Source organism: Halobaculum rarum, assembly GCF_040025155.1.
Classification (GTDB): Archaea; Halobacteriota; Halobacteria; order Halobacteriales; family Haloferacaceae; genus Halobaculum; species Halobaculum rarum.
The window spans coordinates 1,620,772-1,647,100 of sequence record NZ_CP157275.1 but is presented as its reverse complement, the minus strand read 5'-3'; the positions used below and the strand labels follow the sequence as shown (position 1 = coordinate 1,647,100).

The window sequence follows — 26,329 nt, the reverse complement described above, 5'->3', positions numbered from 1 at the left end:
ACTCGATTCGCTATTTCGCCGCGTTCGACTCCGACGGAACCACGAACAGCCCAGCGTCGGTTTTCACCGCCTCGATGGTCGCGGCGTCCTCGTCGACGCTCGATGGACGCGCGACCGTCACCGCCTCGTACGTCTCCGGGTCGAGCACCTGTACCGCGTTGTCGTCCTCGACGGTGACGACGGTCGCCTCGACGGCGTCGTCCGCCTCGCCGATCTTCTCGGCGTCGGGAGTCTCGCCCTCCTCGAAGCGAGCCTCGTACGGCTCGCCCGTCGCCATGCGCACGCCCTTGAGGTTCCCCTGGACCGAGCGCACGAGCACCGGTCCCTCGCCGTCGTCGAGATCGATCACGTCGCCGGGGCGGAACTTCGGGAGGCGGACCGCGAAGGTGACGCGGTACACCTCGTTGCCGTCGCCGTCCTCGGTAACGAGCGTCGGCGCCTCCGAGTAGCTCCCGCCCAACTCCTCGGTGATCTGGGTCGCGACGGCCTTCCCGAGCTTGTTCGTCGAGAGCTTCACGTCCTTGCCCTCGGACTGATCGATCACCTCAGTGACGAACGAGTCGCGGTCGCCGTCGGCCTCGCGCTCGGCGACGAGCGACTCGGCGATCTCGACGGCCGTCGACTGCTCTTCGGGGTCCGGAACGCGGTCCCGACCGCGGATCTGTACCTCCGCGGCGTAGCTGCCCCCGGAGATGCGTCCGCAGCGGTCGCAGGTGCCGCGGCTGATCTTCACCGGGACGACGACCTCCTCCTCGACGTGGGTTCCGCGGACGACCCCCGCGAACGTGCAGTGCATCCGGATCGTGTTCCGATCGACCTGCTCGGGGTCGACGCCCCACTGGATCTGCTCGGCGTTCAGGTGGACCGCCAGCGCCTCCGACACCTCGTCGACGGCGACGTCGGTGTAGTCGCGCGCGCCGACGTCGACCCAGCGGTTACCGCGGTGGACCGCGCCGCAGTGTGAGCAGACGGTCACCTCGACGCGGTCGGGCGCGTCGACCAACTCGAAGTCCTCGAAGTAGCAGGCGTCACAGAGCACGCGGTCGCGTTCGCGCGGCTCGCCCGGGAGCGGCTCCTCGCGCTCCAGCACCGAGTCGCCGCAGCGCGGGCAGAAGTCCCGCGTGTCGCGTGTCTCACTCATTACCCCCCAGTTGTCGACAGAGCCGGTTAAGCGGCGCGACTGGCGGACCGGGTCGCCGTCGCGGGCGCGACACGTCCGGGCGACCTCCCGACCGAGTCACTCCGCCTCGTAGGTCGACTCCCACTCCGGCTTCGCCTCCGCGCCGTTCTCGGCCTCCGGTTCGAGCATATCGGCGACGGAGTCCAGCCCGAGCAGCTCCCGTTCGTCGTCGTCGAACTCCAGAGAGTCGAGCGCCGCCGAGTCCTGTACGTCCGATCCCGAGAGCTGTTCGCCGTAGCGACCGAGCAGGCTCGTCAGCTCCTGTGGGATGACGAAGGTGGTGGACTCGCCCTGCCCGACGGACGCCAGCGTCTCCATCCCCTTGTCGACGATGGCGCGCTCGCCCATCGACTCCGCGGCCCGGGCACGCAGGACGGTGGAGATGGCGTCCCCCTGTGCCTCCAGCACTGATGCGACCTTCTCGCCCTGCGCGGAGAGGACGTTCGCCGTCCGCTCGCCCTCGGCGGACTCGACGGCGGCGCGGCGCTCGCCCTGCGCCTCCAGGATCATGGCGCGGCGGCGGCGCTCGGCGGAGGTCTGCTCCTCCATGGCGTCGAGGACGCCCCGCGTGGGCAACACCTCCTTCACCTCGACCATCTCGACGTCGACGCCCCACTCGTCGGTCGGCCCCTGCAGGCTCTTCCGGATGCGGCGGTTGATCTCGTCGCGCCGCGAGAGCGTCTCGTCGAGTTCCATGTCTCCGATGACCGCCCGGAGAGAGGTCTGCGCGAGCAACGCGGTCGCCCGGCGGTAGTCTTCGACGTTGAGGAACGACCGCTCGGCGTCGACGACGCGCACGTACACGACCGCGTCGGCGGTGACCGGCGAGTTGTCGCGGGTGATCGCCTCCTGGGTCGGCACGTCGATCGTCTGGACGCGCCTGTCGAACCGGTAGGTCCGGGAGACGAACGGGGGGATCAGGTGGATCCCGGGATCGAGGAGCCCGCGGTAGGAGCCGAACACGGTGAGCGCGCGCTGCTCGTAGGCCTGCACGATCTCGACAGTCGAGAGCAGCGTGACCAGCGCGAGAACGAGCACCATCCCCCCGAGGGCGTACATCATCGGGAGGAGGATCCACGCGAGGAGGGCGAGCACGACGCCGAGGCCGATCTGGAACCGGCCGTCGTCGGGGAGCAGGTCCGGGAGGCCGGCCTCGCCGGCGCTCATGCGACCCAGCGTCCGAAAGAACCGACCGCCGGCGTCGTTCATGGCTTCGGTTTGGACGACACGCTACTTACAGGTTTCGCGGGATCGAACGGGTGCGGGTCGACGCCGTCGGTCGGAGAAGGGACCGATACCGGCGGTCAGGAAATGGATCAATACCGGCGATCGGGGAAGGAGTCGAGGCGAGGTACGCGACCTCAGCGGGGTGTGAGGTACCGCCCGTCGTCGACGTGTCGGTCGTCGCTGTCGTCCTCGGCGATCTCAGTCGGGGCCACGGTGCCGTCGTCCGACTGGTCGTCGCTTGTGCCGCCAGCGTTCCCGCGAGCGTCGTCCGAGTTGCCGCGAGCGTCGTCCGAGTTGCCGCGGGTGTCGTCCGAGTTGCCGCGGGCGTCGTCCGAACCGGCGTCGGAGCCACGGTCGCCGTCGGTACCGTCAGAGTTACCGGGGGCGTCGTCGCCCCGGTCCGAGGCGCCGGAACCGGGTTCGTCCGTTTCGCCGTTCGCATCGTCCGTGGCGTTCCCACGAGCGTCGCCCGCCCCGGTGGCCTCGTCACCGGGAGGACCCGACGTTCCGGCGGCACCCCGGTCGGTGCTGTCGTTCCGGGCGTGCGCCCTCCCCTGGTTGTCCGCCTCGCCATCACCGTCGGAACCCGTGGCGTTTGTGCGGTCACCGGGCGGTCCGTTTCCCTCGGATAGGTCGTCGTTCCCGGGCGGACCGGTATCGTCGTTCCCGGGCGGCCCAGCGTCCTCAGGCGGACCGGTATCCCCCGGCGGCCCAGCGTCCTCGGGCGGGCCCGGATCGCCGGCGAGTCCCTTCCCGGTGTCGGCGCCGCCGATCCCACGCGCGGCCTCGGCGACCTCGCCGCCACCCATCTCCGAGGCGTTCCGGCGCAGTTCGGCGATCGCGGAGGCGTTCACGCCGCGCTCACGCAGCGTCTCCTCGGGGATCCCCTCCGCGACCGCGGCAGTGGTATTCAGGCGACGTTCGAGCGTACGGATCTGTGCGCCGATCCGCGCGAGCTTGGAGCGGTACTCGCCGCGGGTGATCTCGCCGGACTCGTACCGCCGGTCCAGCGTCTCGCGGCGCTCGCGAAGCTCCGAGAGCTGTTGGCGGACGTCCTCAGTCTCTCCGGCGACGACGGAGGCCTTCGAGGCGTTCGACTCCGCGCCCGCGAGGCGCCGGTCGAGCGATCGCTGGGCGACCTCGCCCTCGACCTCCGCTCCCTGCACCCCCACGACGCCGGCGAACGTCGCTCCCGGCTGCTCCCCCGACGACTCCTGCGCGAACGCGGCCGTCGCGGGAACCCCCGCGGCGACGAGCATCGCGACCATCAGGAGCACGGTCGTCCGATTCATATCTCCAGCAACGAGGCCCACCCACTAATACCGTCCACTCGCTCGTCTCGGATTCACCCCGGTTAAGCGACGTTAAGTCGCCGCTGTCCGGCAGTTCTTCGCGAGACCGGGCGAGCCATCACTCGCCCGACTCGTCGCCGCCGCGGGCGGTGTCGCCGGGGTGGGGTTCGTCGTCGGCTTCCGGGATGCGGAGGACGTTCTCGCGCCCGAGCCGGAAGCTCTCGATGTCGCCCTCGTCGCGCAGGTCGCCGACGACCTGGCTGGTCCGAGCGGCGCTCCAGTCGAGGGCGTCGGTCACGTCCGCCTGCTTCATTCGTCCGCCGTTGTCCGTCACGAGGCGGAGCACCCGTTCGTGGGGGCTGAGGAGTTCGTCCGGTGGAGTCGTGGCGTCTGCGGCGGCTCCCGCAGCGGTTTCGTTGGCGGCGACCCCCTCAGCGTCGGCGGCGGCAACTCCCTCAGCGTCGCCGGCGGCATCCCGTTCGACGGACGCCGAGTCGTCCGCGTCTCGGGTCGAGCCGCCCTCGTCCCGGTCGTCTACCGCGGCGCTGCCCGTCGCCGCCACGGCGCCCTCGTCGCCCACGAGCGGCCCGAGGTCGTCACCGGCATCGATCGGGAAGTCGCCGCGTCGACGAAGGATCACGGCGCCGGCGATACCCAACAGCACGACTGCGGCGGCCGCGAGGTAGAGGGGGCGGATCGGCAGCGCCGACGCCGGGGCGAGCACCACGCCGGGCTGGTCCGGGCCGAAGTTTCGCTCCCCGCGCCACGTCACGGCCGTCTCAGAGCGTTGGTCGGCCGCCGGCGACACCGAGCGGACGTCGTACTCCTCGGGCCACGCGATCGTGAGGACGGTCCCCGAGTCGAGATATAAGCCGGCTAACGCGTCGCCGGCGACGACGCGCTGTCCCTGCGTCGCGGCGAACCCCTCCCACGTGAACGTGTAGGCGACGACGCCGTACTCGGTGCTGGTCGGGAAGGGGTTGCGTTGGGCGGTCACCGAGAAGTTCGAGGCGGTCATCTCCCGTCCGGTGGCGTTCTCGGCGGCCGCGACGGTCGTCCCCATCCGCCCCTCGAAGCGGGTGACGTACGCGGACGTGTTCTCACGAATGTCCGCCTGGAGGCTCTCGAACGCCGCGGTCGTGTTCTCGTCGCTCAACTCGATGCGGTACGCGATGCGCCACTGGGCGTCCCCGTCGGGGGCGACCTCCGCCCGGAGGACGACGGTGTCGGCGGCGATATCGCCGGTCTGGGCGAACCCGGCGCCGAGGTCGGTCGGGGACGCGTCGGGCGAGTCGAGCGCGGCGGAAGGACCGGTAGCGGCGGACGGGACAGCAGCGGCCGAAGCCGAACCGGCGTCGGACGCCGTCGCGGCCGCGAGCGCCGGGGCGGTCCCGGCGAGGGCGAGGAGAAACGCGAGCGCGATGGCCGCGGCGGGGCGTCGCATATCCACCCACACCGCCGGGGCGCCCAAAACGGTTTTCGTCGGCGGCGAGCCTACCGGGAGTATGGGACTTGATGTGGAGGATCTGTTGAAGATCGTGTTGCTGCTCGTGATCGTCTGGCTCGTCGTCGAGATCGTCACCGGAGTGCTCGGGTTCGCGATCGGGCTGGTCGCCGGGCCGCTGAAGGGGATCATCGGGCTCGTCATCGTCGTGCTCATCGTCCTGTGGCTGACCGACAACCTCTGATCGACGTGTACAGCGTCAACGTCCCCGTCCCCTGGGCGGTCCAACGGCTCGCCGCGTCCCTGGAACCCGACCTCACTGAGTTCGCGTCGCTCCGGGACCGGCACACGCTCGTGGTCAAGCGCCTCGACGGCCGCGATCTCGACGACCTCCACCGGATCCGCGAGCGGCTGCGACCGGCGCTCCGGGGCGTCGCGCCGTTCGAGGTTCGCGTGGCCGGCGTCGATGCGTTCGAGACTCCCCCGTTGGGGGACGCGCCGGTCGTCTACCTCGCTGTCGAGGCGGTGCCCGCGAACGCGGGCGAGGCCGGCGACGGGAGCCGCGGCGGCGGGACCGGGAACGGCGGCGGCAGCGACGGCGGGACGGACCCGCTGCGGGCGATCCACGACCGGCTCGTCCGCGAGTTCGGCGCGGTGGAGGGGCTGGAGGAGGCGGACTACGTGCCGCACGTCACGCTCGCGCGCGGGTGGGACGGAGTAGGCGACCCGGCCGACGCGGTCGCACGCCTGCGCGAGCGCGGGTTCGATGACGTGCACTGGACGGTCGACGAGCTGGGAGTCTGGACGCGCGAGTACAAAGAGATCGCCGCGCGGGTGCCGCTTCGGGGGTGAGCGAGCGTCGGTCCGAGGCCTGGTTCTCCCTCAGCGCGTGGAGAGCCGCAGCGGCATCGGGTGCCCGGGATGCATCGTCAGCGACCCGCGCAGGTCCAGCTCGGGGCCCTCGTACTCGAAGTCGAACGCGCGCCCGACCGTCGCGAGGATGAGCTTCGCCTCCAACAGCGAGAACTGCTTGCCGATGCAGTGGCGCGGGCCGGCGCCGAACGGGTAGTAGGCGAACCGCGGGCGCTCGCGAGCGCGCTCGGCCGCCCAGCGGTCGGGATCGAACGCGAGCGGGTCGTCGTACCACCGGTCGGAGCGGTGGATCACCCACTGCGGGAGCATGATCAGCGACCCCTCGGGGATCCGGTAGCCCGCGATCCGGGTGTCGACCTTCGACTCCCGGAACAGCGTGTAGACGGGCGGGTACAGCCGCATCGCCTCCGAGAGCACACGGTCGGTGAACTCGAGGGCGCGCACGTCCTCGGCCGTCGGGGCGCCGTCGAGGGCGTCGACCTCGCGCTGGAAGCGTGCCTTCGCCTCGGGGTGTTGCGAGAGGAGGTAGAAGGTGTACGTGAGCGCGAGCGCGGTCGTGTCGTGGCCCGCCAAGAGCATCGTCATCAGCTCGTCGCGCAGGTCCTGCTCGGTCTGCTCGCCCCGGTTGTGCGCGCGAAGCAGGATCGACAGGAGGTCCATCGGCATCGGGGAGTCGACGGCGTCGCCGGCGGGGTCGGGCGCGGTCTCCTCGGTGCCGCGGCGGCGCGCGACGAGGTCGTCGATGACGCCCTCCAGCGTCGCGACGGCGTCGTGGAACTCGCGGTTCTCCCGGGTGGGTGCCCAGTTGGGGATCACCGCGCGCATCGGATTCGGCTCGAACCGCTGCCCGAGCGGCTCGAGGTGCTCTTGCACCGTCTTCACTCGCTCGTCGGTGATGTCCGTCCCGAACATCGCGGTGACGATGATACGGACGGTGAGGCGTGCGAGTTCGAGCTGCACGTCGATCCGTTCGCCGTCCTCCCAGCCAACGAGCGCGTCGTTCGTGTGCGAGACGATGGCGTCGTCGAGGCCGGCGATGCGGCGCGCGTGGAAGGCGGGGTTGGCGAGGTCGCGCTGGCGTTGCCACCGGTCGCCCTCGCTCATGAGGAGGCCGTCCCCGAGCAGGTCGTCGATGGCGTCGTCGAGGGCCGGCTTGCCGAAGGCCGTCCAGTCGGAGACGAGCACGCGCTCGATATCGCGGGGGTTCGTGAGCATGTACGTCTCCCGCGGACCCAAGTCGAGGCGGATGACGTCGCCGTACGCGTCGGCGACGGCGGTCATGAACGCGAACGGATCGCGGGCGTACCGCCGGCCGTTGCCGAGCAGCGGCTCGCCGCGGGGGCCCGGGGGTCGTGTACTCATGGACACAAACAGGGGAGCGAGCCGGAAATAGGCTCGGGCGAGCGCGGGCGCGCGTGCGAGGCGCTGGTCGACGGTGCCGTCGCGTGGGCGGCTCGCCCGCAAGCTCGCCGTTCACGAGACCGGAGGTCCCGTGAGCTCACGCGTCGCCGCGCGATCTGTGAACGCCGCTCCTGTGAGGTCTCCCGTCGGTCGATCGCACGCTTCGTGGGCGGCTCGCCCACAAGCTCGCCGTTCACGAGACCTGCGGTCTCGTGAGCGCACAAATCGCGCAGCGATTTGTGAACGCCGTAGTCCGAGGCGCTCGCTCCGCTCGCGCCTCGCCTCAGTCGTCGGCCGCCGCCAACGCCTCCGTCTCCTCGTCCTCGCCGGCCTGCCGCGCCCACAGGGCCGCGTAGTCGCCGTCGGCGGCGACGAGGTCGTCGTGGGTGCCCTGCTCGGCGACGCGGCCGTCCTCCATGACGACGACGCGGTCGGCGTCGCGAATCGTCGACAGCCGGTGGGCGATGACGAACGCCGTCCGGTCGGCGATGAGGCGACGGAGGCTGCGCTGGATCAGTTCCTCCGTCTCCGTGTCGACATCCGAGGTCGCCTCGTCGAGGACGATGATCTCCGGGTCGTTCAGGAGGGCGCGCGCGATGGCGATACGCTGGCGCTGGCCGCCAGAGAGCTTCACGCCGCGCTCGCCGATCTGGGTGTCGTAGCCGTCCGGGAGGTCCGTGATGAACTGATGGGCCTCCGCGGCTTTCGCGGCCTCGACGATGCGCTCGCTCGGGTCGTCGTCGCCGGCTGCGTCGGTGGCGTCCGCGTCGGCGACGGCGGGTTCGTCGTCCGCGTCAGCGTCGACCGCGTCACCGTCGCCGGCGACGGCCCCGCGATTCAGCGCCGAGAGGTCGCCGTAGCCGATGTTCTCGGCGGCGGTGCCCGAGAACATGTAGGGGTTCTGCTCGACGATGCCGACGTGGTCGCGGAGTTCGGTGAGGTCGTACTCGCGCACGTCGACGCCGTCGACCTCGACGGCACCCGAATCCACGTCATAGAACCGGGGGATGAGCTTGAGGAGGGTCGACTTCCCGGCACCGGTGGTGCCCGCGAGGCCGACCGTCTCTCCCGGATCCACGTCCAGATCGATCCCGGAGATGACCTCCTCGTCGTCGGTGTAGCCGAAGCGCACCTCGTCGAAGGTGACCCGCCCCGCCACCGACTCGGGGACGTAGGGGTCCTCCGGGGAGGTCACTTCGGGATCGTACCCGAGCAACCCGAACACGCGCTCGGCACTGGATTTGGCGAGTTGGTACTTGTTCGCCGTCTTGCCGACGCGGCGCATCGGCGAGTAGAGCCGCCGCAGCAGGAGGAAGAACAGCGCGACCGACCCGGCGGTGAGCGTCGCGGGGTCGGTGTTGCCGAGGCCGTGGCGGATGATGTCGCTGCCGGCGATCCAGAGGATGGCGACGAAGACGACGCCCGTGAGCAGTCGGAGGCCGGAGAAGAACGCCCGGCGAGCGCGGATCGCCTCCACCTTCTCGTCGTGGTAGCGCTCGCTTTGGGCGGCGACGCGGTCAAACTCGAAGTCGTGGCGGTTGAACGCCTTGATGACGCGGGCGCCGCCGATGTTGTTCTCCAGCCGGGAGTTGAGCCGCGAGACGGTCTCGCGGATGCCGCGGTACTTCGGCTCGATCCACGTGAGGAAGCGACCGGAGGCGAGCCCGATGATCGGGACGGGCGCGAGCGCCACGAGCGCGAGTTTCGGCGAGTAGGTGTACATGATCGCCGCGATGCCGCCGACGGTCGCGACGACGCGGATCCCCTGTCGGATCTCCGTGTTGAGGAACTGCTCCAAGCGGTTCACGTCCTGGTTCAGCACAGACATCATCGCGCCGGTCTGGTGGTCCGCGAAGAAGCCCAGCGAGAGGTGCTGCATGTGGTCGTACGTGTCGTTTCGGAGGTCGCGCTGGACTTTCTGGGCGGTCGACTGGAACAGGTACCGCGAGGCGAACCGCGTCACCGAGCGGATCAGGTACGCCAGCGCCGCGATGACGACGAGCCGCTGAAGGAACGCTAACCGTGCAGCGTCGCCCGCGATGGTGCCGCCGGGCAGTAGCCCGGCCTGTGCGAGCAGTCCCGGCTCGCCGCTCCCGAGGATGACGCGGTCGATGGCCGCCGCGACCAAAAGCGAGGGGAGCAGCCGGGCGAGCCGGGTGATGATCGCCGCCACCAGCCCCGCCGACAGTCGAGGCCAGTACGGCACGCAGTACCGAAGCAACCCGGACATCGGGTTGCCGTCCACGGACTCGCGGATCTCCGCGAAGTCACCGTGTTCGTCCTCCGCGTCGCTCATTACGTTTCGAAACACGCCGCCGATACAAAGGCCCACGGGACTCGGAACGTCCGGCGGGGAAGCCGGGAGGCCGGCCCGCGATCCGTCTCAGCCGTCGTCGAGCAGGCGCGTCTGGTCGATGGGAACCGCCGTGAGTCCGCCCGCGTTCGTGCTGTTGTTGGAGTAGGCGTACAGCACGACGCCCGCCTCAACGTCGACGGCACGCTTGAGCGTCCCGCTGAAGTCGTCGTCGCGGAAGTGCGCGCCGACGAGCTTCGAGAGCGGGTCCTCGTCGCCGTTCCCGTCCTCCTCGCCCTCGCTCGCGTCGTCGCCCTCCGCGGTTCCGGGGACCGGCTCGAACGTCGGGGCCTCGGCGGCGTCGGCCGCGTCGGCATCGGCGTCGCTGTCGTCGTCGCTCATGTCGGTGTCGCGGTCGAACAGACCCATGGGTCCGGGGACTCACGGTCGTGTGAAAAGTGTGCTGCGAAGGTCGCGGGGGCGGTCGTCGCAGCGACGCCTCCGCGAGTGTCGGAGAGGGATCGGTCGGGCCGTTGCCTACCGGTTCAGCGTGTGGATCGCCTGCCCCATCGCGTTCTCGGCGGCCTCCATCGTCGCCTCCGCGAGCGTGGGGTGGGTGTGGATCGTCGCGGCCACGTCCTCAAGCGTCGCGCCCATCTCGACGGCGAGCGCGAGTTCGGCGATCAGCTCGGACGCCTCGGGGCCGACGATCTGCCCGCCGAGCACGAAGCCCGTCTCCTCGTCGGCGACGATCCGGACGAAGCCCTCGGTGTGGCCGGTAGTGAGCGCGCGCCCGGAGGCGTTGAACGGCATCTGGCCGACGACGGGCTCGAATCCCTCCTCGGCGGCCTCCGCCTCGGTGAGTCCGACCGTCGCGATCTCCGGCTCGGTGAAGACGGCGGCGGGCACGGCCTGGTGGTCGAGCGCGGCGGGCTCACCGGCCGCGACCTCCGCGGCGACGATCCCCTCCGTGCTGGCTTTGTGCGCGAGCATCGGCTCGCCGGCCACGTCGCCGACGGCGAAGATCGAGTCCACGTCGGTCCGCGCCTCGTGGTCCGTCTCGATGAAGCCATTTTCGTTCGGTTCGAGGCCGGCGCTCTCCAGCTCCAGCGTGTCGGTGACGGGCGAGCGCCCGACCGCGACGAGCACCTGATCGGCGAGGTACTCGGCCTCCTCGCCCTCCTCGGTCTCGGTCGTGACGGCGACGCCGCCCTCGGCGGTCTCCTCCCAGCCGCTGGCGCCCTCGCCGAAGTGGAACTCGACGCCCAGCTCCTCGGCGCGGTTGCGGACGATCCGCTGGATATCCTCCTCGTAGCCGGGGAGGACGTCGTCGAGCATCTCGACGACCGTCACGTCGACGCCGAGCTTCGCGAGCATCGTCGACAGCTCCATCCCGATGTAGCCGGCGCCGACGACGACGAGGCCGTCCGGGAGCGACTCCATCCCCAGCACGTCGCGCGAGGAGAGCACGCGCTCGCCGTCGAACTCGAAGCCGGGGATCTGGATCGGCCGCGACCCCGTTGCGACGATGGCGTGCTCGAACTCGATGGACTCGCTGCCCTGTCCGGCGCCCTCGTGGGCGACGCGGACCTTGTGCTCATTGGCGAACGTGGCGGTCCCCTCGACGAGATTGACGCCGTTGGCCTTACAGAGCTTCTCGACGCCGCCGGTGAGGCGGTCGACGACGCCGCTCTTCCAGCGCTGCATGCGCTCCACGTCGACGGCGGGATCGGCGTAGATCCCCAGTTCCTCGGCGTTGCCCGCCTCGTGGGCGACGTCCGCGCCGTGGATGAACGCCTTCGAGGGGATGCAGCCGTGGTTGAGGCAGACGCCCCCGTAGGCGTCCCGCTCGATGAGGGTGGTGTCGAGCCCCAGCTGTGCCGCGCGGATGGCGGCGACGTAGCCCCCGGGACCGGCCCCGATGACGGCGACGTCCGTTCCGGTCGAGATGTCTCCGACGACCATTACGCGGGTCTTGCGAACCCCGGATGATAAACTGGCAGGAATTGCGGCCGCGACTACTCGGGGTTGAACTGACGACGCGCCTCCTGAACGCCCTCGCGGTCGCCGATGAGGGTAACGCGGTCGCCGAGCTGAAGCGTGAAGTCGGCGTCCGGCACCTGCGTCTCACCGTCGCGATCGACGAGCGCGATCAGGCTACCGCCGGGGAGTTTCGGCCCGAGATCCCGGATCGTAACCCCCACCATCTCCTCGCTGGTGATCTCGGTTTCGATCACGTCGCCCGAGTCCCCGATCTCGCCCATCCAGTTGGCGAGCGCCGGGCGCTCGATGTAGTTGTCGATGGCCTGCGCGGTCGCCAGCACCGACGAGACGGTGGTGACACCCAGTTCCTCGAACGCCTCGACGTTGTTCGGGTTGTTCGCCCGGGCGAGGATCGTCTCGGGACTGAACTTCGACTCCGCTAACTGTGCCACGAGCAGGTTCGCGTCGTCGTCGCCGGTGGCGGCGACGACGATCCGTGCGTTCTCGGCGCCGGCAGACTGGAGCACGTCCGTGTCGGTGCCGTCGCCGATGTGGACCGCGTGGCCCTCGTTTCGTGCGACCTGTACGACCTCCTCGTCGTTCTCGATGACGACCACGTTCTCGCCGCGGTCCTCGAGGCGGTCGGCGAGCGTCCGGCCCACCTTCCCACCTCCGATGATGAGTACTCGCATTGGTATGACGTCGAGCTTCTCCGCGATCTGTCTGGCGAACCCGCCCTCCAGCACCACCGTCGCCATGATGACGAGGAAGACGGTGCCGACGAGCGCGTTGGCCGCGGTCGTCATGCCGTTGTTCGCCAACTCGACGGCGAACAGGGTGGCGACCGAGGCCGGGATGATGCCGCGCGGGCCGACCAGCGACATGAACACGCGCTCGTTGCGCTGGAAGCTGCCCCCGACCGTCGACAGCATGACGAGCGCCGGCCGGATAACGAACATCACTGCGACGACGACGACGAGCCCCCCGAGCCCCAGCTGGATCAGGTTGTCGAACTCCAACAGCGCCGCAAGCGAGATGAACACGAACGAGAGGACGAGCAGCGTGATGTCGCCCTTGAAGTCCGTGATCTGTTCCTCGTAGGGGAGGTCCGCGTTGCCGAGCAGGATACCGGCCACCGCGACCGCCGCGATCCCCGCCTCGGTCCGCACGAGGTTCGCCTCGCCGTACGCGACGAGCGCACCCGCCAGCACGAGCAAGCGCGCGTTCTGCGGGGCGTTGCCCGGCGAGAGGTCGACATACCGGAGCGCGTAGTAGACGACCGCGGCGACGATGACGCCGACGACGACCCCGACGCCGAGTCGTTCGGCGAACAGCGCGACCAGTTCGAGGGGCTCCGTCGTGTCGGAGACGATCGCCTCGAAGATGACGACCGCGAGGATCGCGGCGGTCACGTCGTTGACGATCCCCTCGGTGTCGAGCGCGGTGGCGACCTTGTCACGAACCGGAACGACCTCCAGAATGGGCGCGATCACCGTCGGGCCGGTCGCCACGAGCAGGGCGCCGATGAGCGCGGCGACGAGCCACTCCACGCCCAGCGCGACCCGCACGACCCCGGTCGTCGCGACGAACGCGATCGCGGCGCCGATCGTGACGAGCCGCACCGACGATGCCGGCGCCTGGCGGAGCTCGTCGATCTTGAGGTGGAACGCCCCCTCGAACACGATGATCGCGACGGACAGGCCGACGATGGTCGACAGCCCCGCCAGTCCGAACGTCTCCCGGGTGACGATCCCGAGTCCCTCGGGACCGAGTGCGATCCCGGCGGCGATGAGGAAGATGATGCTGGGAAGCTGGAAGCGGTCGGCGAGGATCTGAGCGGCGACACCCGTCGCGATGATGACCGCGACGATCGCGATCAGTTGTCCGGCGCCTGCCGACATCCCCTCACCTCCATGGTCAGTGGTCGGGGGGGCGACGATAAAAAGGCGGCTACTGCGGCGAGGTGGGTGGGCTCGATCGCACGAAGGTGGCGGCTATCGTTCCGATGCGGGCAGTACGATCCGATCGCCGCGTGCTGACGCCCGCAGCGCTCACGATTCCGCGTACATGCTCCCGATGTCATCCGCGTACCGCTCGAGGATGTTGCGTCGCTTCTTCTTCATCGTGGGGGTGAGCAGGTCGTTCTCCTCGGAGAACTCCTCGGCGACGACCCGGAACTGTTTGATCGTCTCGTGGGCTTCGAAGTCCTCGTTGACGCGGTCGACTTCCACCTGGACGAGCTCTCGCACCCGATCGTCGCGGCACAGCGCGTCGTCATCGGCCGGGAGATCGTGCCCCTGCGCGTCGCCCCACTCGCGCACGGCGGGGGTGTTCACGACGATGATCGCGGAGACGAACTTCTTCGAGTCGCCGACCACCATCGCCTGCTCGACGTACTCGGAGGCGGCGAACGAGTCCTCGATGGCACCTGGCGGGACGTACTTGCCCGTCGAGAGCTTCATGAGCTGCTTGGCGCGCTCGCGGAAGGAGATGTACTCGTCCTCGCGAATCTCGACCACGTCGCCCGTGCGGAACCACTGCTCGCCGTCGATCTCGACGAACGCCTCAGCGGTCGCATCCGGGAGGTTCCGGTAGCCGCGGAAGACGTTCGGTCCGCGAACGAGCAGCTCGCCCACCTCGCCGTCGTCGCCGTCGATCGCACCGACCTCGTCGTCGACGCGGACGTCAACGTCGTAGACGGGCGGTCCGATGGTGCCGACTTTCGGCGCCTCGGGGGGGTTCACGGCGACGACCGGGGCCGTCTCGGTGAGCCCGTACCCCTCCAGGATGGGGACGCCCATCCCGTGGTACAGTTCGCAGAGCTCCGCCGACAGCGACCCGCCGCCGGAGATGAAGAAGTCGACGTTGCCGCCGAGCGCCTCCTTCACGTTCGAGAAGACGAGGCGGTCGGCCACCGCGTAGCGGGTCCGCAGGGCGACGCCGGGGTCATCGGCGCGGTGGTGCTCGCGGCCGACGCCGGTCGCCCAGTTGAAGATCCGTTCCTTCACGCTCGACTCGGACGCCTGCTCGCGGATCGCGGCGTACAGCTTCTCGTAGACGCGGGGGACGCTCGTCGCCGTCGACGGGCGGACGAGCCCGAAGTCCTCCCGGAGCGTGTCGGGCGACTCGGCGTACGCCACGGTCGCCCCCGCGGCGTACATCATGAAGTGTCCGGCGAGGCGCTCGAACACGTGCGCGAGGGGGAGAAACGACAGGGTGACGCTCTCCGCGTCGACGACGGGCACGTCGTCGGGTTTGTCCGGCCGTGGGCCGAACCGGCGCATGCACTGGTCGACGTTGGCGAGGAAGTTCCGGTGGGTGAGTTCTGCGCCCTTGGGGGTGCCGGTGGTGCCCGAGGTGTAGATGAGACTCGCGAGGTCGTCGAGGTCGCGGTCGATCACCCAGCCGTCGCCGGGGTCGACCGCGGCGCCGAGGTCGTGGACCTCCCCGAGCGTGTACACGTCGTCGCGCTCGTGCGCCTCGCCGTCGACGAGGACGACGAACTCCAGATCGAGGTCGTCCTCGACGGCGAGCACGCGCCCCAGCAGGTCGCGGTTCTCGACGACGACGCCGGAGGCGCCGGGGTCGTCGAGGAGGTGTCGAACCTGATCGGTCGACGACGACTCGTACACCGTCGTGACGACCGCCCCCGCACCGAGCAGGGCAAAGTCGGTGTGTGCCCACTCCATGCGCGTGTTCGAGAAGATCCCGACGCGGTCGCCGGCGGCGACGCCGAGTTCGCGGAAGCCGGCCGAGAGCCGGCGCACGAGGTCGCGCATCTCGGCGTACGTGAGATCGGCGTACTCGCCGTCGGGGGCGGCGTCGACGACGCCCGCGCGGACGAGCGTCCGATCGTACACCCCGCCCTTGTATCGCTGTGCCACCCGGTCGGCGTGCTCGCGGGCGCTCGCGTCGAACGTCGCCGCCAGCGAGTCCCGGGTGACCCCCGGGTCGTACTCGCGTTCCGCCTGGCGCCAATCCATGCTACACTCTGGCGCGCCACCCGTAATAAGTCGGTTCCCTCGCGGCGCCCGTTGTTCGGCGTTGTTTTCGTCGCTGTCTCGGCGGCCGTTCGTCCGTACTGCCGGGGCAGCCGTCGTTCGCGCCGGTCTCCCGTCCGCGTGATCGGCGTACCCGGATACGGCCCTCAGATCGTCTCGTCCTGTGTCTCCATGTAATCGAGGTAGCCGAGCACGCCGCGAGTGTTCATCCGCTGTTCCTCCCTGGCCTTCCGCTCGCCCCACACGTCGATGAGGTCCTGTGGCGCGTGTTCGGCGAAGTGATCGAGGACGGCCTCATCGTCATCCAGCGTCTCGCGTCGCTGACGCACCGCCTCAACCCACTCGGCCAGCGTGCGCTTGTAGCCCGCGAGCATGTCGTCGTCGAATTCGCGAGGCCCGAAGTGGCCGAAACAGAGGTACCGGGGGTCGATGTCGCGGAGCATGTCGGCGTCGTCCTGACAGCCGTGGAGGTCGAACTGCGACGGGGGCGAGGTCTGCTCGATGGTGTCCAGTTGCGGAACGTAGATGCCGGCGGCGTCGGCGGTGAACACCACGTCGTCGCCGCGGTCGTGGAAGACGACCTGATGCGGAGCGTGTCCCGGCGCGTAGTGTACGTCGAGATCGCGGTCGCCGAGATCGATCGTCTCGCCGCCCGAGAGCGACTCGATCCGTCCTTCGGGGATCGGCTCCGGATCGACGTAGAACTGCCACTGATCGCCGACGGCGGCCTTGGTCCCCGCGACGAGCCGGCTCGGATCGACGAGGTGCTCGACGGCGGACTCGTGGATCATCACCGTCGCGTCGGGGTAACGCTCCGCGAGGAACCCCGCGCCGCCGGCGTGGTCGAGGTGGACGTGCGTGGGGAGGATGAACTCGGGCGTCATCCCGAGCTCGTCCAGTGCGCCGAAGAGGTACTCGCGGTTGTTGCCGAGCCCGGTGTCGATCACCGCGGGGCGCTCGGCGTCGAGGAGGTACACCGACCCGTAGTTGGCGGTGTCGTACATGTCGGTGTCGAGGTAGTACAGGTCCGTACACTCGGGAACCGGCGCGTACTCGCCGGGCTCGATGTCCGTAGCCATACTCGAACCCGCGTCAGTCGGTACCAAAAGGATTCGGGAGGTGTCACTGCGGGCCGTGTCGGGCGCCGCGGGCCGTGTCGGGCGCCGCGGGCCGCGTCGGTTCGCGAGCCCGCGGCTCGGACCGAGCCACGCGGAGGGCGGGGCGGAGAGCGGCCGGGGGATCGATCGGGGGCGGTGTGGCGGAGGCGGTTCGACGGAGGCAGTGCCGGTGCCGGCGGCGGGGTCGACCGGCGCTGGCGCTGTTTGGTCGAGCGGCGCTGTTTAGGCGTTCACGTCCGGGCCGTCGTCGACGAATCGGACTGTGAAGCGCTCGTAGCCGCCGTAGGCGGTCTCCAGCGATCCGAGCCACCAGTTCCATCGTTCGACCAGGTCGTGGTCGTCGGGGGCGTCCGCCAGGTTCTCGATGACATCAGCCACGGTGAGCTCGTGGCCGCGGTCCGCCTCGATCACGCTGGAGTCGGCTAGGTCCCGCGCCTGGCGAGTGACGGTCCGACGGGCCGCCTCGGTCCCCTCGAACTCGCGCTCGAGGGCCGCCGTGAGTTCTCTGCTGTCCACACCGTCGGTTGGGGGTCCATCGGTTTTAGTTAGTCGGATGCGTGTCAGACGTTCGCACGACCGCCGTCGGACGGTAATCGGCCGACTACCACCGAGTTCGACGGATCCCCGGCGCCGTCGCTGGTACGCACGAGAGCGGCTGAGGGGAGTAAGCCCCCTTCTGTTCGGCCCGACATTCGGCTGAGCGTCCGCGTCAGTCACGGGGCGTGTGCCCCGGTCGCTCGCGCGGGACGCGCGAGCACCCGGACTACCATCGGGGCGGCCGCCACGTGGCGGCCGCCCGTCGACGCGGGCTTGCACCGGCGAGGATTCGCCGTTCCATCCGTTCCCGCCCGTCTCGCGGCGAGGCCGCGGCCCTCGGTGGGTTCACTCCCTTCCCTCTCGGGTCGGTTCGCGCGTCCGTGGCGAGGCCACGGACGCCGGCGGCGACCGCTCGGTCGCCGCGCGCACCTCATCGGTCGGGGCGGGGGGTCTCGTTGCTGTTCCAGAGCCAGTCGTCTCCGACTCCGGGCTTGCGCCCGGTCGCCCGTCCGGGGGTGGGGGGACTTTCCTCATGCGCCGTCGCCGCGAGGGTCGGGCACACGGGGGTCGGGCTCCCTCTGCCGGTTCGAGGTAGGCCGCTCCCTCGGATAAAGCGTTCGGGGGACAGATCCGGCAAGCGTGAGGTGGCCGCGATCGGTCGGCTCACCGACCCTCCGAGGATAGGGTGTGAGTAACTCGCATGAGGAGGGAAGGCTTCAAGTTAGCACGGCTCCCAGCAGTGGTATGTCCGAAGCGAAGGCCGTGCGGCTCACCTACGAGGACGGTGCACGCGCGGTCGAACTCGCTCGGGAGTCGGTCGAGGCGTTCGTACTCCAGGGCCAGCGCGAACAGCCGGGGAGTATGCGCGATGCCTTCTACGCCCGAACGGGCGCGTTCGTCCGACTCCAGTCCACCCGCGGCCGCGGGCGGATGCGAGGGTGTGCCGGATCGTATCGAGGGAAAGACCAACTCGGTCACGCGATCGTCGACGCGGCGATCAAGGCCGCCTCCGAGGACTCCGGCGGCTCCGAGTTGGAGCCGAAGGAACTCGACTCCGTGGTCGTCTCCGCGTGCGTCGTCTCCGGCGTCACGCTCACGAACGACCCCGTCGAGGACCTCGAACTCGGCCGCCACGGCGTCGCCATCGACCACAACGGCAAGCACGGCTGGCTGTATCCGACGATCCCGGTCGAGAACGACTGGAGCAAGGAACGGTTCCTCTCGCGCGTCTGCCGCAAGGCCGGCCTCTCGCCGATGGCCTGGCAGGACGACGACACGATGGTGACGCTCATCGACGGCCAGGTGTTCCGCGAGCGCCGCGACGGCGGCTCCGTCGAACAGCTGTAGCGGCGATCCACCGAGACGCTATCTGAGTACTGTCCACCAACTCGGCGAGCCGTGCGACCGTGTCGGGACGCCGCCGGTCGGGTTAGTCCCCGCCAAATCCGACCGTCGCCGCGTCCGCCACCGCCCGCTCCGCGGCGTCGTCGATCTCGAACTCCCGGACGACCTCGCCGTCGCGGATCAACGGCTCCATGAGCGACTCGCCGCCCTCGGGACCGTCGCGGCCGCGCAGGCCGACGTGGTGGCCCCCGTCGGGCGTGCGGTACACCTCCTTCACCCCGGAGAGCTTCCCGCGCTTGGCCGCGGGCTCGCCGTCGACCTCGACGATGTCGAGCGCGAAGTCGACCGGGTCGGCGTTGGAGACGTGGCCGCCGACGCCGAAGCCGTCGGCGACGTCCCGGAGGCGACGAAGCTCCGCGGGACCGAGGCCGCCGGAGAGGAACACGTCGACGTCGCCGTAGCCGCGGGCGTCGAGCTCCCACTGCACCTCGCGGACGATGTGGCGGAAGTCGCCGCGGCGGGAGCCGGTGGTGTCGAGGCGGACGCCGTCGAGGCGGTCACCGAGCGTCTCGACCGCCCGGATCACCTCCTCCTTCTCGTCGGAGTAGGTGTCACATAACGCGATCCGCGGGACCGACTCGGGGACGGCCTCGTCGAAGGCGCGCCAGGCGTCCTCCTGGTTGCCGCGGCCGAAGCAGATGAGCAGCGCGTGGGGCATCGTCCCCGACGGCTCCCGCCCGAGCACCTCGCCGGCGGCGACGTGCGAGAAGCCGTCGAAGCCGCCGACGAGCGCGCTGCGCTCGACCATCGCGGCGATCGAGGGGTGGACGTGGCGCGCGCCGAACGAGAGCAGGTTCGACTCGGGGGCCGCGCGGCGACACTCCAGCGCCGCCGTGGCGACGCCGGAGGCGTGCGAGAGGAAGCCCAGCAGCGAGGTCTCCAGCGCCGCGAACTCCAGGTACGTCCCCTCGATTCGCAGCACCGGACCGCCGTCGAACAGCGTTCCCTCGGGGATCGCGTCCACGTCGACCGCGTGGCCGGCCAACAGCGCGGCCGCGTCCTTCACGCCCGCGAGCAGCTCGAAGTCGCCGTCGGGGAACTGGTCCGCGGTCACCTCGGCGACGACCGTCGGGTTCCGGTCGGCGTGGCGCAGCGTCTCGACGGTCCGGTCGAAGTACGCGTCCGTCGCCGACCCGTCGCGGACGGCGTCGGCCCCGACGATGTCGAACGCGGGGGGCGGGGAGGTCATGTCACCGGATTCGCCGGGACGACGCAAAAAGTCACGCCATCCGCGGATCGACCCCGTCGGAACCGTCGCGGTCAGCGGCGCCGCCGAGCCAACAGTCCCGCGATCGCCACCGCGACGGCCGCGACCCCGAAGCCGAACCCGGCACCGTCGACCTCGGTCGTGCCGGACGTGGCGTCGCCGGCGGCGGCGTTGTCGCCGGCGTCGTCGCCGGTGTTGTCGCCGGCGTCACCGGCGTCGGTGGCCGTCGCCGTCGCGTCCGTTCCGCCGCCGTCCTCATCCGTACTCGTCTCGGCGGGGTCCATCGTCGGGCGGATGTCCCGCACGTCGTCGACGGTGGGGCCGTTCACGATCGTGACCCGCTCGCCGTCGAGGCGGACGAGGAACGCGTCGGCGAAGGGGCCGTCGGGGACGACGTAGTATCCCTCGTCGGTCTCGCGAACGTCGTGGGCTTCGAGCATCCGGAGGTACGTGTCGTGGAACTCCCGCGCGTCGGCCTCGGTGTCCCACTCGGTGATCCACACGTAGCCGTACTCGGCGTCGTCGCCCTCGCCGGTACGGTACGGGAACAGTCGGTCGTTGGCCCACCCGTTCGAGGGCTCGGCGTCGTAGTTGTACGTGTCGTACGGGCTGTTCGTCTGGAACAGGCCGTTCGGGTTGATCGTGTCGGCTTGGTACTCGCGCGCCTGGTACCAGAACATCGCGTAGATCGACGCCTCGCCCACGGTGTCGGAGCCGTTCTGCCCGAGCTGCGGGTTGTCGCGCGGGAACGTGCTCCAGCCGTTCGTCCCCTCGTCGGTGAACTCGATGGGTCGCGGCGTCTCGTCGGTCCGGTGGATCACCTGCTTGGAGGAGACTGGGGGATTCCGGAAGCGCTCCTCGAAGGCGTCCCAGCCGCCCTCCTCGACGATCTCGTTCACGTACACCGGCCCGTCCGAGTAGGGGTTGAGCAGCGTCAACAGGACGCCGAGGTTGGGCCCCCCGCCGCCGCCACCGCCGCCACCGCTCGCCTGCGGCGTGTCGACGCACTCCCACTCGACGCCGCAGCGCCGGGCGTAGTTCGTCTCGATGTAGTTCGCCTCGCCCTCGACGACGCCGTCGACCGCGAGGTCACCGTCCTGAGTGGAGGCGCGGTAGGTCTCGTTCGTCAGGTCGTAGCGCTGGTCCTGCAGGGCGTGGACCAGCTCGTGGACCAGCGTCGCGTTGTTGATCGTCGGCGAATCCGGCGAGTCGGTGACGATCGTGATCTCGTCGCGCGTCGGCGAGTAGAAGCCGAGCACCGACGACCCGGTGGTCTGGCCGATCGCGTCGCCGGAGCCGGTCGACTCGCCGACGATGAACAGGCCCTCCCACACCTGGTCGTTCCACCGGTTGTACTCGGTCCGGTTCGCGTCTGCGCCGCCGGCGCTCCGGTTGCGGTACTCTTCACGGGTGATGATCGACACCGGAACCTCGGAGTCGAACTCCGCCTCGCGGAGGTACTCGACGCGGGCCATCGCACGAGCCACGTACGCGTCGAGCTCCTCGTCGCTCAGCCCGTCGGACTGGTCGACGTCGATGCTCTCGTTGTGCCAGTAGCCGCCCTCCCACCCGATCACGTCGGAATCGGGGTCCGGCGGGGCTTCCTGTTGGGCTGCGGTCGCACTCCCGTTCACGAGCCGGTCGGTCTCCGCGTCCGCTGCGGGGGGCGTCGCCGCCGCGAGCGGTGCCGCCGCGGCGGTACACACGAGCGCGAGCGCGAGCACGAGGGCGCCGAGTCGCGAGAGCGGGTGCGGGGCCGATCGTCGCATATCTCCGCATAGGCCCGGGGGTAGAAGTACCTTGTCCGCACCCTCGACGCGCACGGTACCCGTTTGTCCGCGCCGCTACGGGTAGGGTGCCCGTACCGCAACGCCCATCGACCACGGCGCCGGAGCGCACGCAGCCACGCCGAGCGCGACGGGGCCGCCCGCCGATCGGTTTTGTGATCCCGGCCCGAAGCGTCGACCATGGTCTCAGATCAGGACGCGTTCGATCCCTCCCGAACCGCCGTCGTCGTCGTCGACATGCAGAACGGCTTCTGTCACCCCGACGGGAGCCTCTATGCCGAGCCCAGCGCGGCGGCGATCGATCCCGTCCGGACGCTCGTCGAGCGCGCGAGCGACGCCGGCGCGCGCGTCGTCTACACCCGGGACGTCCACCCGCCCGAACAGTTCGAGGACGCCCATTACTACGACGAGTTCGACCGATGGGGCGAACACGTTGTGGAGGGGAGCTGGGACGCGGAACTCGTCGAGGACCTCCCGACGGAGGACGCGGATCACGTCGTCGAGAAACACACCTACGACGCGTTCCACGACACCGAGTTGGAGGGATGGCTCGACGCCCGCGGCGTCGACGACCTGCTGATCTGCGGGACCCTCGCGAACGTCTGCGTCCTCCACACCGCCGGCTCGGCAGGGCTGCGCGATTACCGGCCGGTCGTCGTCGAAGACGCGCTCGGGTACATCACCGAGGACCACCGCGAGTACGCCGTCGACCACGCCGGCTGGCTGTTCGGCGAGACCGCGACGCTGGCGGACGTGACGTTCATGTAGCGTCGGCGACCGCCCGGCGACGACGACCCGCTTTGTGCGTTACTCCTCGTCTGTCGATTCGCCCCAATCCTCGGGATACAGCGTCCCGGGGTCCGAGAGCGAAAACACGACGCGCTCGGAGTCGTCGAGCGGGCGGAGGTACGCGCGCAACTCGCCCGCGGCGTCGGCGCGCTCCAGCATCGGCTCGGCCTGCCGTTCGGCGTAGTACAGCGGGAACGCGACCGCCTCGCCGGCGGCCTCGGCTTTCATCACGACGACGAGGAACACCACCTCCGACTGTTGGGCCCGGTAGGCGTCGTACTCGTCGAACGCCGCCTCGGTCCCCTCGAGGAGGTCCTGTGCGGCGGCGAACTCGTCGCCCGGGAGGAGCACGTCGAACCCGGTTCGATCCACCTCGATCTCGGTGCCGTCGGTGGAGACGTTCGGGAGGGGAGTCACGTCGCCCGGATGGAGTTCGAGCACGTCCCAGCCCGCCTCGCGGTACTCCTCGGCAGTGGCCTCCATGTCGGCCATCACGTCGTCCCAGAACTCGGTGTATCCAGCGAGCGGGTGGCTGCCGGCCATACACCATTGGCTGCGGCGCGGGGGGAAAACCGTTGTCGTGTCGGCTCGAGAGAGGCGGAGAATCGGGACAGTCCCGTCGACTACCTTCGGACGTTCTCGCCGACGGCGTCCCCGAACGCCTCGTCGTCGGCGCGGGCGTCGTAGGCGACGTGCCCGCGCACGAGCGTCAACTCCGGGAAGACGGCTTCACGACCTTCGAACGGCGTCCACCCGCACTTCGAGTGGAGGTCTGCGCCGCGGATCTCGCGGGTCGAGTCGAAGTCGACGAGCACGAGGTCGGCGTCGGCGCCCTCCGCGACCCGCCCCTTCCCCGGCACGTCGAAGATCGCCGCCGGGTTCGCGGCGACGAGGTCGCGCACGCGCTCCAGATCGAGGGCGCCCTCCCGAACCTCCTGCAGGAGCAGCGGGAGCATCGTCTCGACGCCGGGCACGCCCGAGGGGGCCTCCCAGACGCTCGCGTCCTTCTCCGCGCGGGTGTGGGGCGCGTGGTCGGTGGCGACGATGTCGACGGTGCCGTCTGCGACGCGCTCGAACACCGCGTTCCGTCGTTCCTCGCTGCGCAGCGGGGGGTTCATCCGGCCGAACGTACCCAGTTCCCCGATGTCCTCGCGCGACAGGAACAGGTGGTGCGGCGTCACCTCGCAGGTCGCGCCGGCGTCGCTCGCGGCGTCGACGCCCTCGGGCGTCGAGGTGTGGGCGATGTGGATGTCGGCGTCGGAGTCGGCGCCGACGTCGAGCGCGCGCTCGACGGCGGCAGCCTCGGCCTCGGCGGTGCGGTAGGCGCTCCAGGCGTCAGCGTCGTCGCCGGCGCGTTCCGTGGCGGACTGATCGAACAGGTCGGCGTCCTCCGCGTGGACGGTGACGACCGTGTCCTCGGTGGCCGCGCGGGCGACGGCATCGGCGAACAGGTCCGCCTCGATCCCCATGTCGCCGGTGGAGTCGGCGAGGAACACCTCACCGAGCGCGAACAGCGGGCGCTCGAACAGCGAGTCGGGGTCCCAGTCGGCGGTGACGCCCCCGTTGATCCCGAAGTCGACGAGCGACTTCGCCGCGAGATCGGCCTTCTCGTCGACCGCCGCGCCCGTGACGGTTGGTGGGTCGGTATTCGGCTGGTCGACGACGGTGGTGACGCCGCCGGCGGCGGCCGAGCGCGACCCGGTGTGCCAGTCCTCCTTGTGCGCGAATCCGGGCTCACGGAAGTGGACGTGTGCGTCGATGGCGCCCGGGAGGAGGTACTTCTCGTCGCAGTCGATCACATCGGCGCCGTCGGCGGGAGCTAGCGTTCCCGCCTCCGTCACCCGCGCGATCGTCTCGCCCTCGACCAGCACGTCACGGACGCGGCCGTCCGCGAGCGTGGCGTTGGTGAACAGCGTACTCATTGGCGGAGGTGTGCGGGCACCGGGCGTAAGTTCGGCGGATCAGTCGTCGCCGTCCGTCGGCAGGTCGGCCACGTCACGCATCTCGGCCTCGCGATCGCCGACGAACCCGGATTCGAGCGCCTCCCGTACCGCGTTCGGGTCGGTTGGGCCGCCCGCCTGCGCCACGGAGCCGACCGACTCCGGATCGAACGGCACGTCGAGCGCGTCGTAGACGGGAGCGAGCACCGCGCGGATCGGCCCGCGCTCGGCGACGGTCACGCATCCGGAGACGAGCGCCGCGTCCTGGCGGACGCGCTGGGCGATACCCGCGATCTTCCCGCCGCCGGCGACGCGGACGGAGTAATCGCCCGGGCAGTACGAGGCCGGCGGCTCCCCCCGCTCCACGTCGGCGCCGGCGTCGCGGAGGGCGGCGACGAGCGTCGAGACCGCGTCCTCGTAGCGGTCGTTCAACCCGGAGCGGGCGTCCGCGCGCGGGACGGCGTGCGCGAACGCCAGCGTCGACTCGGCGTACGCGACCGCCCGGCCGCCGACGGAGCGCTCGACCGGCGGGAAGCCGTGCTCGCGGGCCGCCGCGGTCGCTCGGGCGTAGCCGTCCGCGTGTGCGTCGCGGCGGCCGAACGCGAGCGAGCGACCCGGTGCCCACACCCGGAGCGCCGGGACACCCGACTCTCCGGCCTCCGCGAGCATCGCGGCGGTGGCGGCGCGGTCGGCCTCGCGGGACTCGCGGGACTCACGGGTCGTTCCTCCCCGCTCGCCATCCGAGGTCTCGTTCCCCTCGACCTCGCGCTCGGATCGGCGTCCGCGGTACACACGAACGCGCCCCGATCCGTCGCTGTTCGTCACGCCCGTCGCTCGGAGTCGGGTCGCCTAAGCGCTTGCGTCGCCTGCGGCGGGTATGGAGGAGTCCGGGGAGACGGATCCGGTCGTAGTCCCCGAGTCGCTGCTCGCGCGCTACCGGAAGTTCTCGCTGTACAACTCGCCGTACCCGGCCCACGACCGCGCGTGCGCGGTGGACCTGTATCCGGAGTCGAACGCCGGCGTCTCGCCCGTCGCGGGCGAGGTGCTCGACACCCGAACCGTGGGCTGTCCCGCCCGCGAGTACGCCGTCGACCACGATCACCTGATCGTGATCGACACCGGGGACCATCTCGTCCGCGTGCTTCACGTCGACCCCGCGGTCGAGGCCGGCGACGAGGTCGCCGTCGGCGACGCCCTCGGCGAGCTGGTTCGATCGGGATTCTTCGGCCGCTGGGTCGACAACCATGTCCACCTGGAGTTCCGCGAGCACGGGAGGAACCCCTATCGGGCGTCCGGGTCGATCCCGCTCGTCGTCGACGCCGCGGTGACGCCGCTCGCGTGGGACGGCACCGGGACCGTCCTCGAGACGGGCCCGAGCCACGCGGTGCTGGACACGCCGACACGACCCGAGAACGGGGACGGGACGATCGACGCCGATGCGGCGGGGTTCACCGCGATCGCGGCCGACGACGGTCGCCCGCTCGACGGCGGCCTCACCCATTACTCGGGCGGCGGCGTACCGGGGATACGGACCTCCCGGCGCGACGCGCCCCCGACGGTTTCGCTCCTGGGAACGACCGTCGGCACCCGGGTCGGCCGCCACGTCGACTGGGCGGACGTGGACGTGCTCGCGAACGGCGAGCGGATCACGGGGCTGTCGCTGTTCGTCGCCGGCGCGGACGCCCGTGCCGGCGTGAAGCTGGTCACCCGCCCCGAGGCCGGCGATCCGGCGTTCGCCGTCGGCGACGAGGTGACCGTGTCGATCGTCCCCAGCGACGATCCCGTGCGGCTCGGGTGACGCGCGGCGCGATACCACGGGACGGACTGACGGCGACGGGACTTTGTATTCATAA

Annotated in this window: 22 protein-coding genes and 1 other RNA gene; 5 read left to right on the top strand and 18 right to left on the bottom strand. The window is 70.4% G+C overall.

Translation table 11 applies throughout. From position 1 onward, the window contains the following. Window positions 1-10 precede the first annotated feature (10 nt). From ABJD39_RS08595 to ABJD39_RS08580, 4 genes are all read right to left on the bottom strand, one after another. Complete coding sequence (locus tag ABJD39_RS08595) at window positions 11-1,141, bottom strand: 60S ribosomal export protein NMD3 (protein WP_348607134.1); 1,131 nt, start codon at window positions 1,139-1,141, stop codon at window positions 11-13. Between the two features lie 96 nt (window positions 1,142-1,237). Next, window positions 1,238-2,347, bottom strand: a complete 1,110-nt coding sequence (locus ABJD39_RS08590) for an SPFH domain-containing protein (protein ID WP_431357876.1) — start codon at window positions 2,345-2,347, stop codon at window positions 1,238-1,240. A 194-nt stretch (window positions 2,348-2,541) separates the two neighbouring features. Next, a complete protein-coding gene (locus tag ABJD39_RS08585; protein ID WP_348607131.1) occupies window positions 2,542-3,699 on the bottom strand; it encodes a hypothetical protein in 1,158 nt (385 codons plus the stop codon). A 118-nt stretch (window positions 3,700-3,817) separates the two neighbouring features. Further along, on the bottom strand, window positions 3,818-5,143 hold the full coding sequence (locus ABJD39_RS08580) for a helix-turn-helix transcriptional regulator (RefSeq protein WP_348607128.1): 1,326 nt from the start codon (window positions 5,141-5,143) through the stop codon (window positions 3,818-3,820). A 61-nt stretch (window positions 5,144-5,204) separates the two neighbouring features. Between ABJD39_RS08580 and ABJD39_RS08575 the strand changes: the two genes are divergently transcribed. Further along, the gene (locus ABJD39_RS08575) at window positions 5,205-5,387 is read left to right on the top strand and encodes a DUF7554 family protein (RefSeq protein WP_348607126.1); all 183 of its coding nucleotides are present in this window, start codon (window positions 5,205-5,207) and stop codon (window positions 5,385-5,387) included. Window positions 5,388-5,392: 5 nt separating this feature from the next. Next, on the top strand, window positions 5,393-5,995 hold the full coding sequence (locus ABJD39_RS08570) for a 2'-5' RNA ligase family protein (protein WP_348613620.1): 603 nt from the start codon (window positions 5,393-5,395) through the stop codon (window positions 5,993-5,995). Between the two features lie 30 nt (window positions 5,996-6,025). Here ABJD39_RS08570 and ABJD39_RS08565 read toward each other — a convergent pair whose 3' ends face one another. The 9 genes from ABJD39_RS08565 to rnpB form a co-directional block, all read right to left on the bottom strand. After that, the gene (locus tag ABJD39_RS08565; protein WP_348607123.1) at window positions 6,026-7,378 is read right to left on the bottom strand and encodes a cytochrome P450; all 1,353 of its coding nucleotides are present in this window, start codon (window positions 7,376-7,378) and stop codon (window positions 6,026-6,028) included. A gap of 322 nt (window positions 7,379-7,700) precedes the next feature. Then, window positions 7,701-9,713, bottom strand: a complete 2,013-nt coding sequence (locus tag ABJD39_RS08560) for an ABC transporter ATP-binding protein (protein WP_348607120.1) — start codon at window positions 9,711-9,713, stop codon at window positions 7,701-7,703. An 87-nt stretch (window positions 9,714-9,800) separates the two neighbouring features. After that, complete coding sequence (locus ABJD39_RS08555; RefSeq protein ID WP_348607118.1) at window positions 9,801-10,139, bottom strand: hypothetical protein; 339 nt, start codon at window positions 10,137-10,139, stop codon at window positions 9,801-9,803. A gap of 108 nt (window positions 10,140-10,247) precedes the next feature. After that, window positions 10,248-11,675: a dihydrolipoyl dehydrogenase gene (gene lpdA / locus ABJD39_RS08550; protein WP_348607115.1), complete on the bottom strand. Its 1,428-nt coding sequence runs from the start codon at window positions 11,673-11,675 to the stop codon at window positions 10,248-10,250. 53 nt (window positions 11,676-11,728) lie between these two features. Then, a complete protein-coding gene (locus ABJD39_RS08545; protein WP_348607113.1) occupies window positions 11,729-13,594 on the bottom strand; it encodes a cation:proton antiporter in 1,866 nt (621 codons plus the stop codon). A 150-nt stretch (window positions 13,595-13,744) separates the two neighbouring features. Beyond that, window positions 13,745-15,676, bottom strand: a complete 1,932-nt coding sequence (locus tag ABJD39_RS08540) for an AMP-dependent synthetase/ligase (RefSeq protein ID WP_348607110.1) — start codon at window positions 15,674-15,676, stop codon at window positions 13,745-13,747. A gap of 164 nt (window positions 15,677-15,840) precedes the next feature. Further along, a complete protein-coding gene (locus ABJD39_RS08535) occupies window positions 15,841-16,773 on the bottom strand; it encodes an MBL fold metallo-hydrolase (protein ID WP_431357839.1) in 933 nt (310 codons plus the stop codon). A gap of 261 nt (window positions 16,774-17,034) precedes the next feature. Next, window positions 17,035-17,328 carry a hypothetical protein gene (locus ABJD39_RS08530; RefSeq protein WP_348607107.1) on the bottom strand — a complete coding sequence of 98 codons (294 nt, stop codon included), beginning with the start codon at window positions 17,326-17,328 and terminating at the stop codon, window positions 17,035-17,037. 137 nt (window positions 17,329-17,465) lie between these two features. Next, an RNA gene (gene rnpB / locus ABJD39_RS08525) (RNase P RNA component) lies at window positions 17,466-17,932 on the bottom strand. Window positions 17,933-18,093: 161 nt separating this feature from the next. Here rnpB and ABJD39_RS08520 point away from each other — a divergent pair. Continuing rightward, complete coding sequence (locus ABJD39_RS08520; RefSeq protein WP_348607104.1) at window positions 18,094-18,696, top strand: TIGR00296 family protein; 603 nt, start codon at window positions 18,094-18,096, stop codon at window positions 18,694-18,696. Between the two features lie 82 nt (window positions 18,697-18,778). On the opposite strand, the gene ABJD39_RS08515 is transcribed toward ABJD39_RS08520, so the two are convergent. Together ABJD39_RS08515 and ABJD39_RS08510 are read right to left on the bottom strand one after the other, a co-directional pair. Then, the gene (locus tag ABJD39_RS08515) at window positions 18,779-19,942 is read right to left on the bottom strand and encodes a nicotinate phosphoribosyltransferase (RefSeq protein ID WP_348607101.1); all 1,164 of its coding nucleotides are present in this window, start codon (window positions 19,940-19,942) and stop codon (window positions 18,779-18,781) included. A gap of 71 nt (window positions 19,943-20,013) precedes the next feature. After that, window positions 20,014-21,729, bottom strand: coding sequence for an Hvo_1808 family surface protein (locus ABJD39_RS08510; protein ID WP_348607098.1), 1,716 nt, complete (start codon window positions 21,727-21,729; stop codon window positions 20,014-20,016). Window positions 21,730-21,927: 198 nt separating this feature from the next. Here ABJD39_RS08510 and ABJD39_RS08505 point away from each other — a divergent pair, with 198 nt between their 5' ends. After that, complete coding sequence (locus ABJD39_RS08505) at window positions 21,928-22,515, top strand: cysteine hydrolase family protein (protein WP_348607095.1); 588 nt, start codon at window positions 21,928-21,930, stop codon at window positions 22,513-22,515. A gap of 39 nt (window positions 22,516-22,554) precedes the next feature. On the opposite strand, the gene ABJD39_RS08500 is transcribed toward ABJD39_RS08505, so the two are convergent. From ABJD39_RS08500 to ABJD39_RS08490, 3 genes are all read right to left on the bottom strand, one after another. Next, the gene (locus ABJD39_RS08500) at window positions 22,555-23,079 is read right to left on the bottom strand and encodes a DUF7529 family protein (RefSeq protein WP_348607093.1); all 525 of its coding nucleotides are present in this window, start codon (window positions 23,077-23,079) and stop codon (window positions 22,555-22,557) included. Window positions 23,080-23,159: 80 nt separating this feature from the next. Further along, window positions 23,160-24,458, bottom strand: coding sequence for a dihydroorotase (locus tag ABJD39_RS08495; RefSeq protein ID WP_348607091.1), 1,299 nt, complete (start codon window positions 24,456-24,458; stop codon window positions 23,160-23,162). A 39-nt stretch (window positions 24,459-24,497) separates the two neighbouring features. Continuing rightward, complete coding sequence (locus ABJD39_RS08490; protein WP_348613618.1) at window positions 24,498-25,145, bottom strand: lipoate--protein ligase family protein; 648 nt, start codon at window positions 25,143-25,145, stop codon at window positions 24,498-24,500. Window positions 25,146-25,353: 208 nt separating this feature from the next. Between ABJD39_RS08490 and ABJD39_RS08485 the strand changes: the two genes are divergently transcribed. Beyond that, window positions 25,354-26,274: a hypothetical protein gene (locus ABJD39_RS08485; protein WP_348607088.1), complete on the top strand. Its 921-nt coding sequence runs from the start codon at window positions 25,354-25,356 to the stop codon at window positions 26,272-26,274. Window positions 26,275-26,329: the final 55 nt, after the last annotated feature.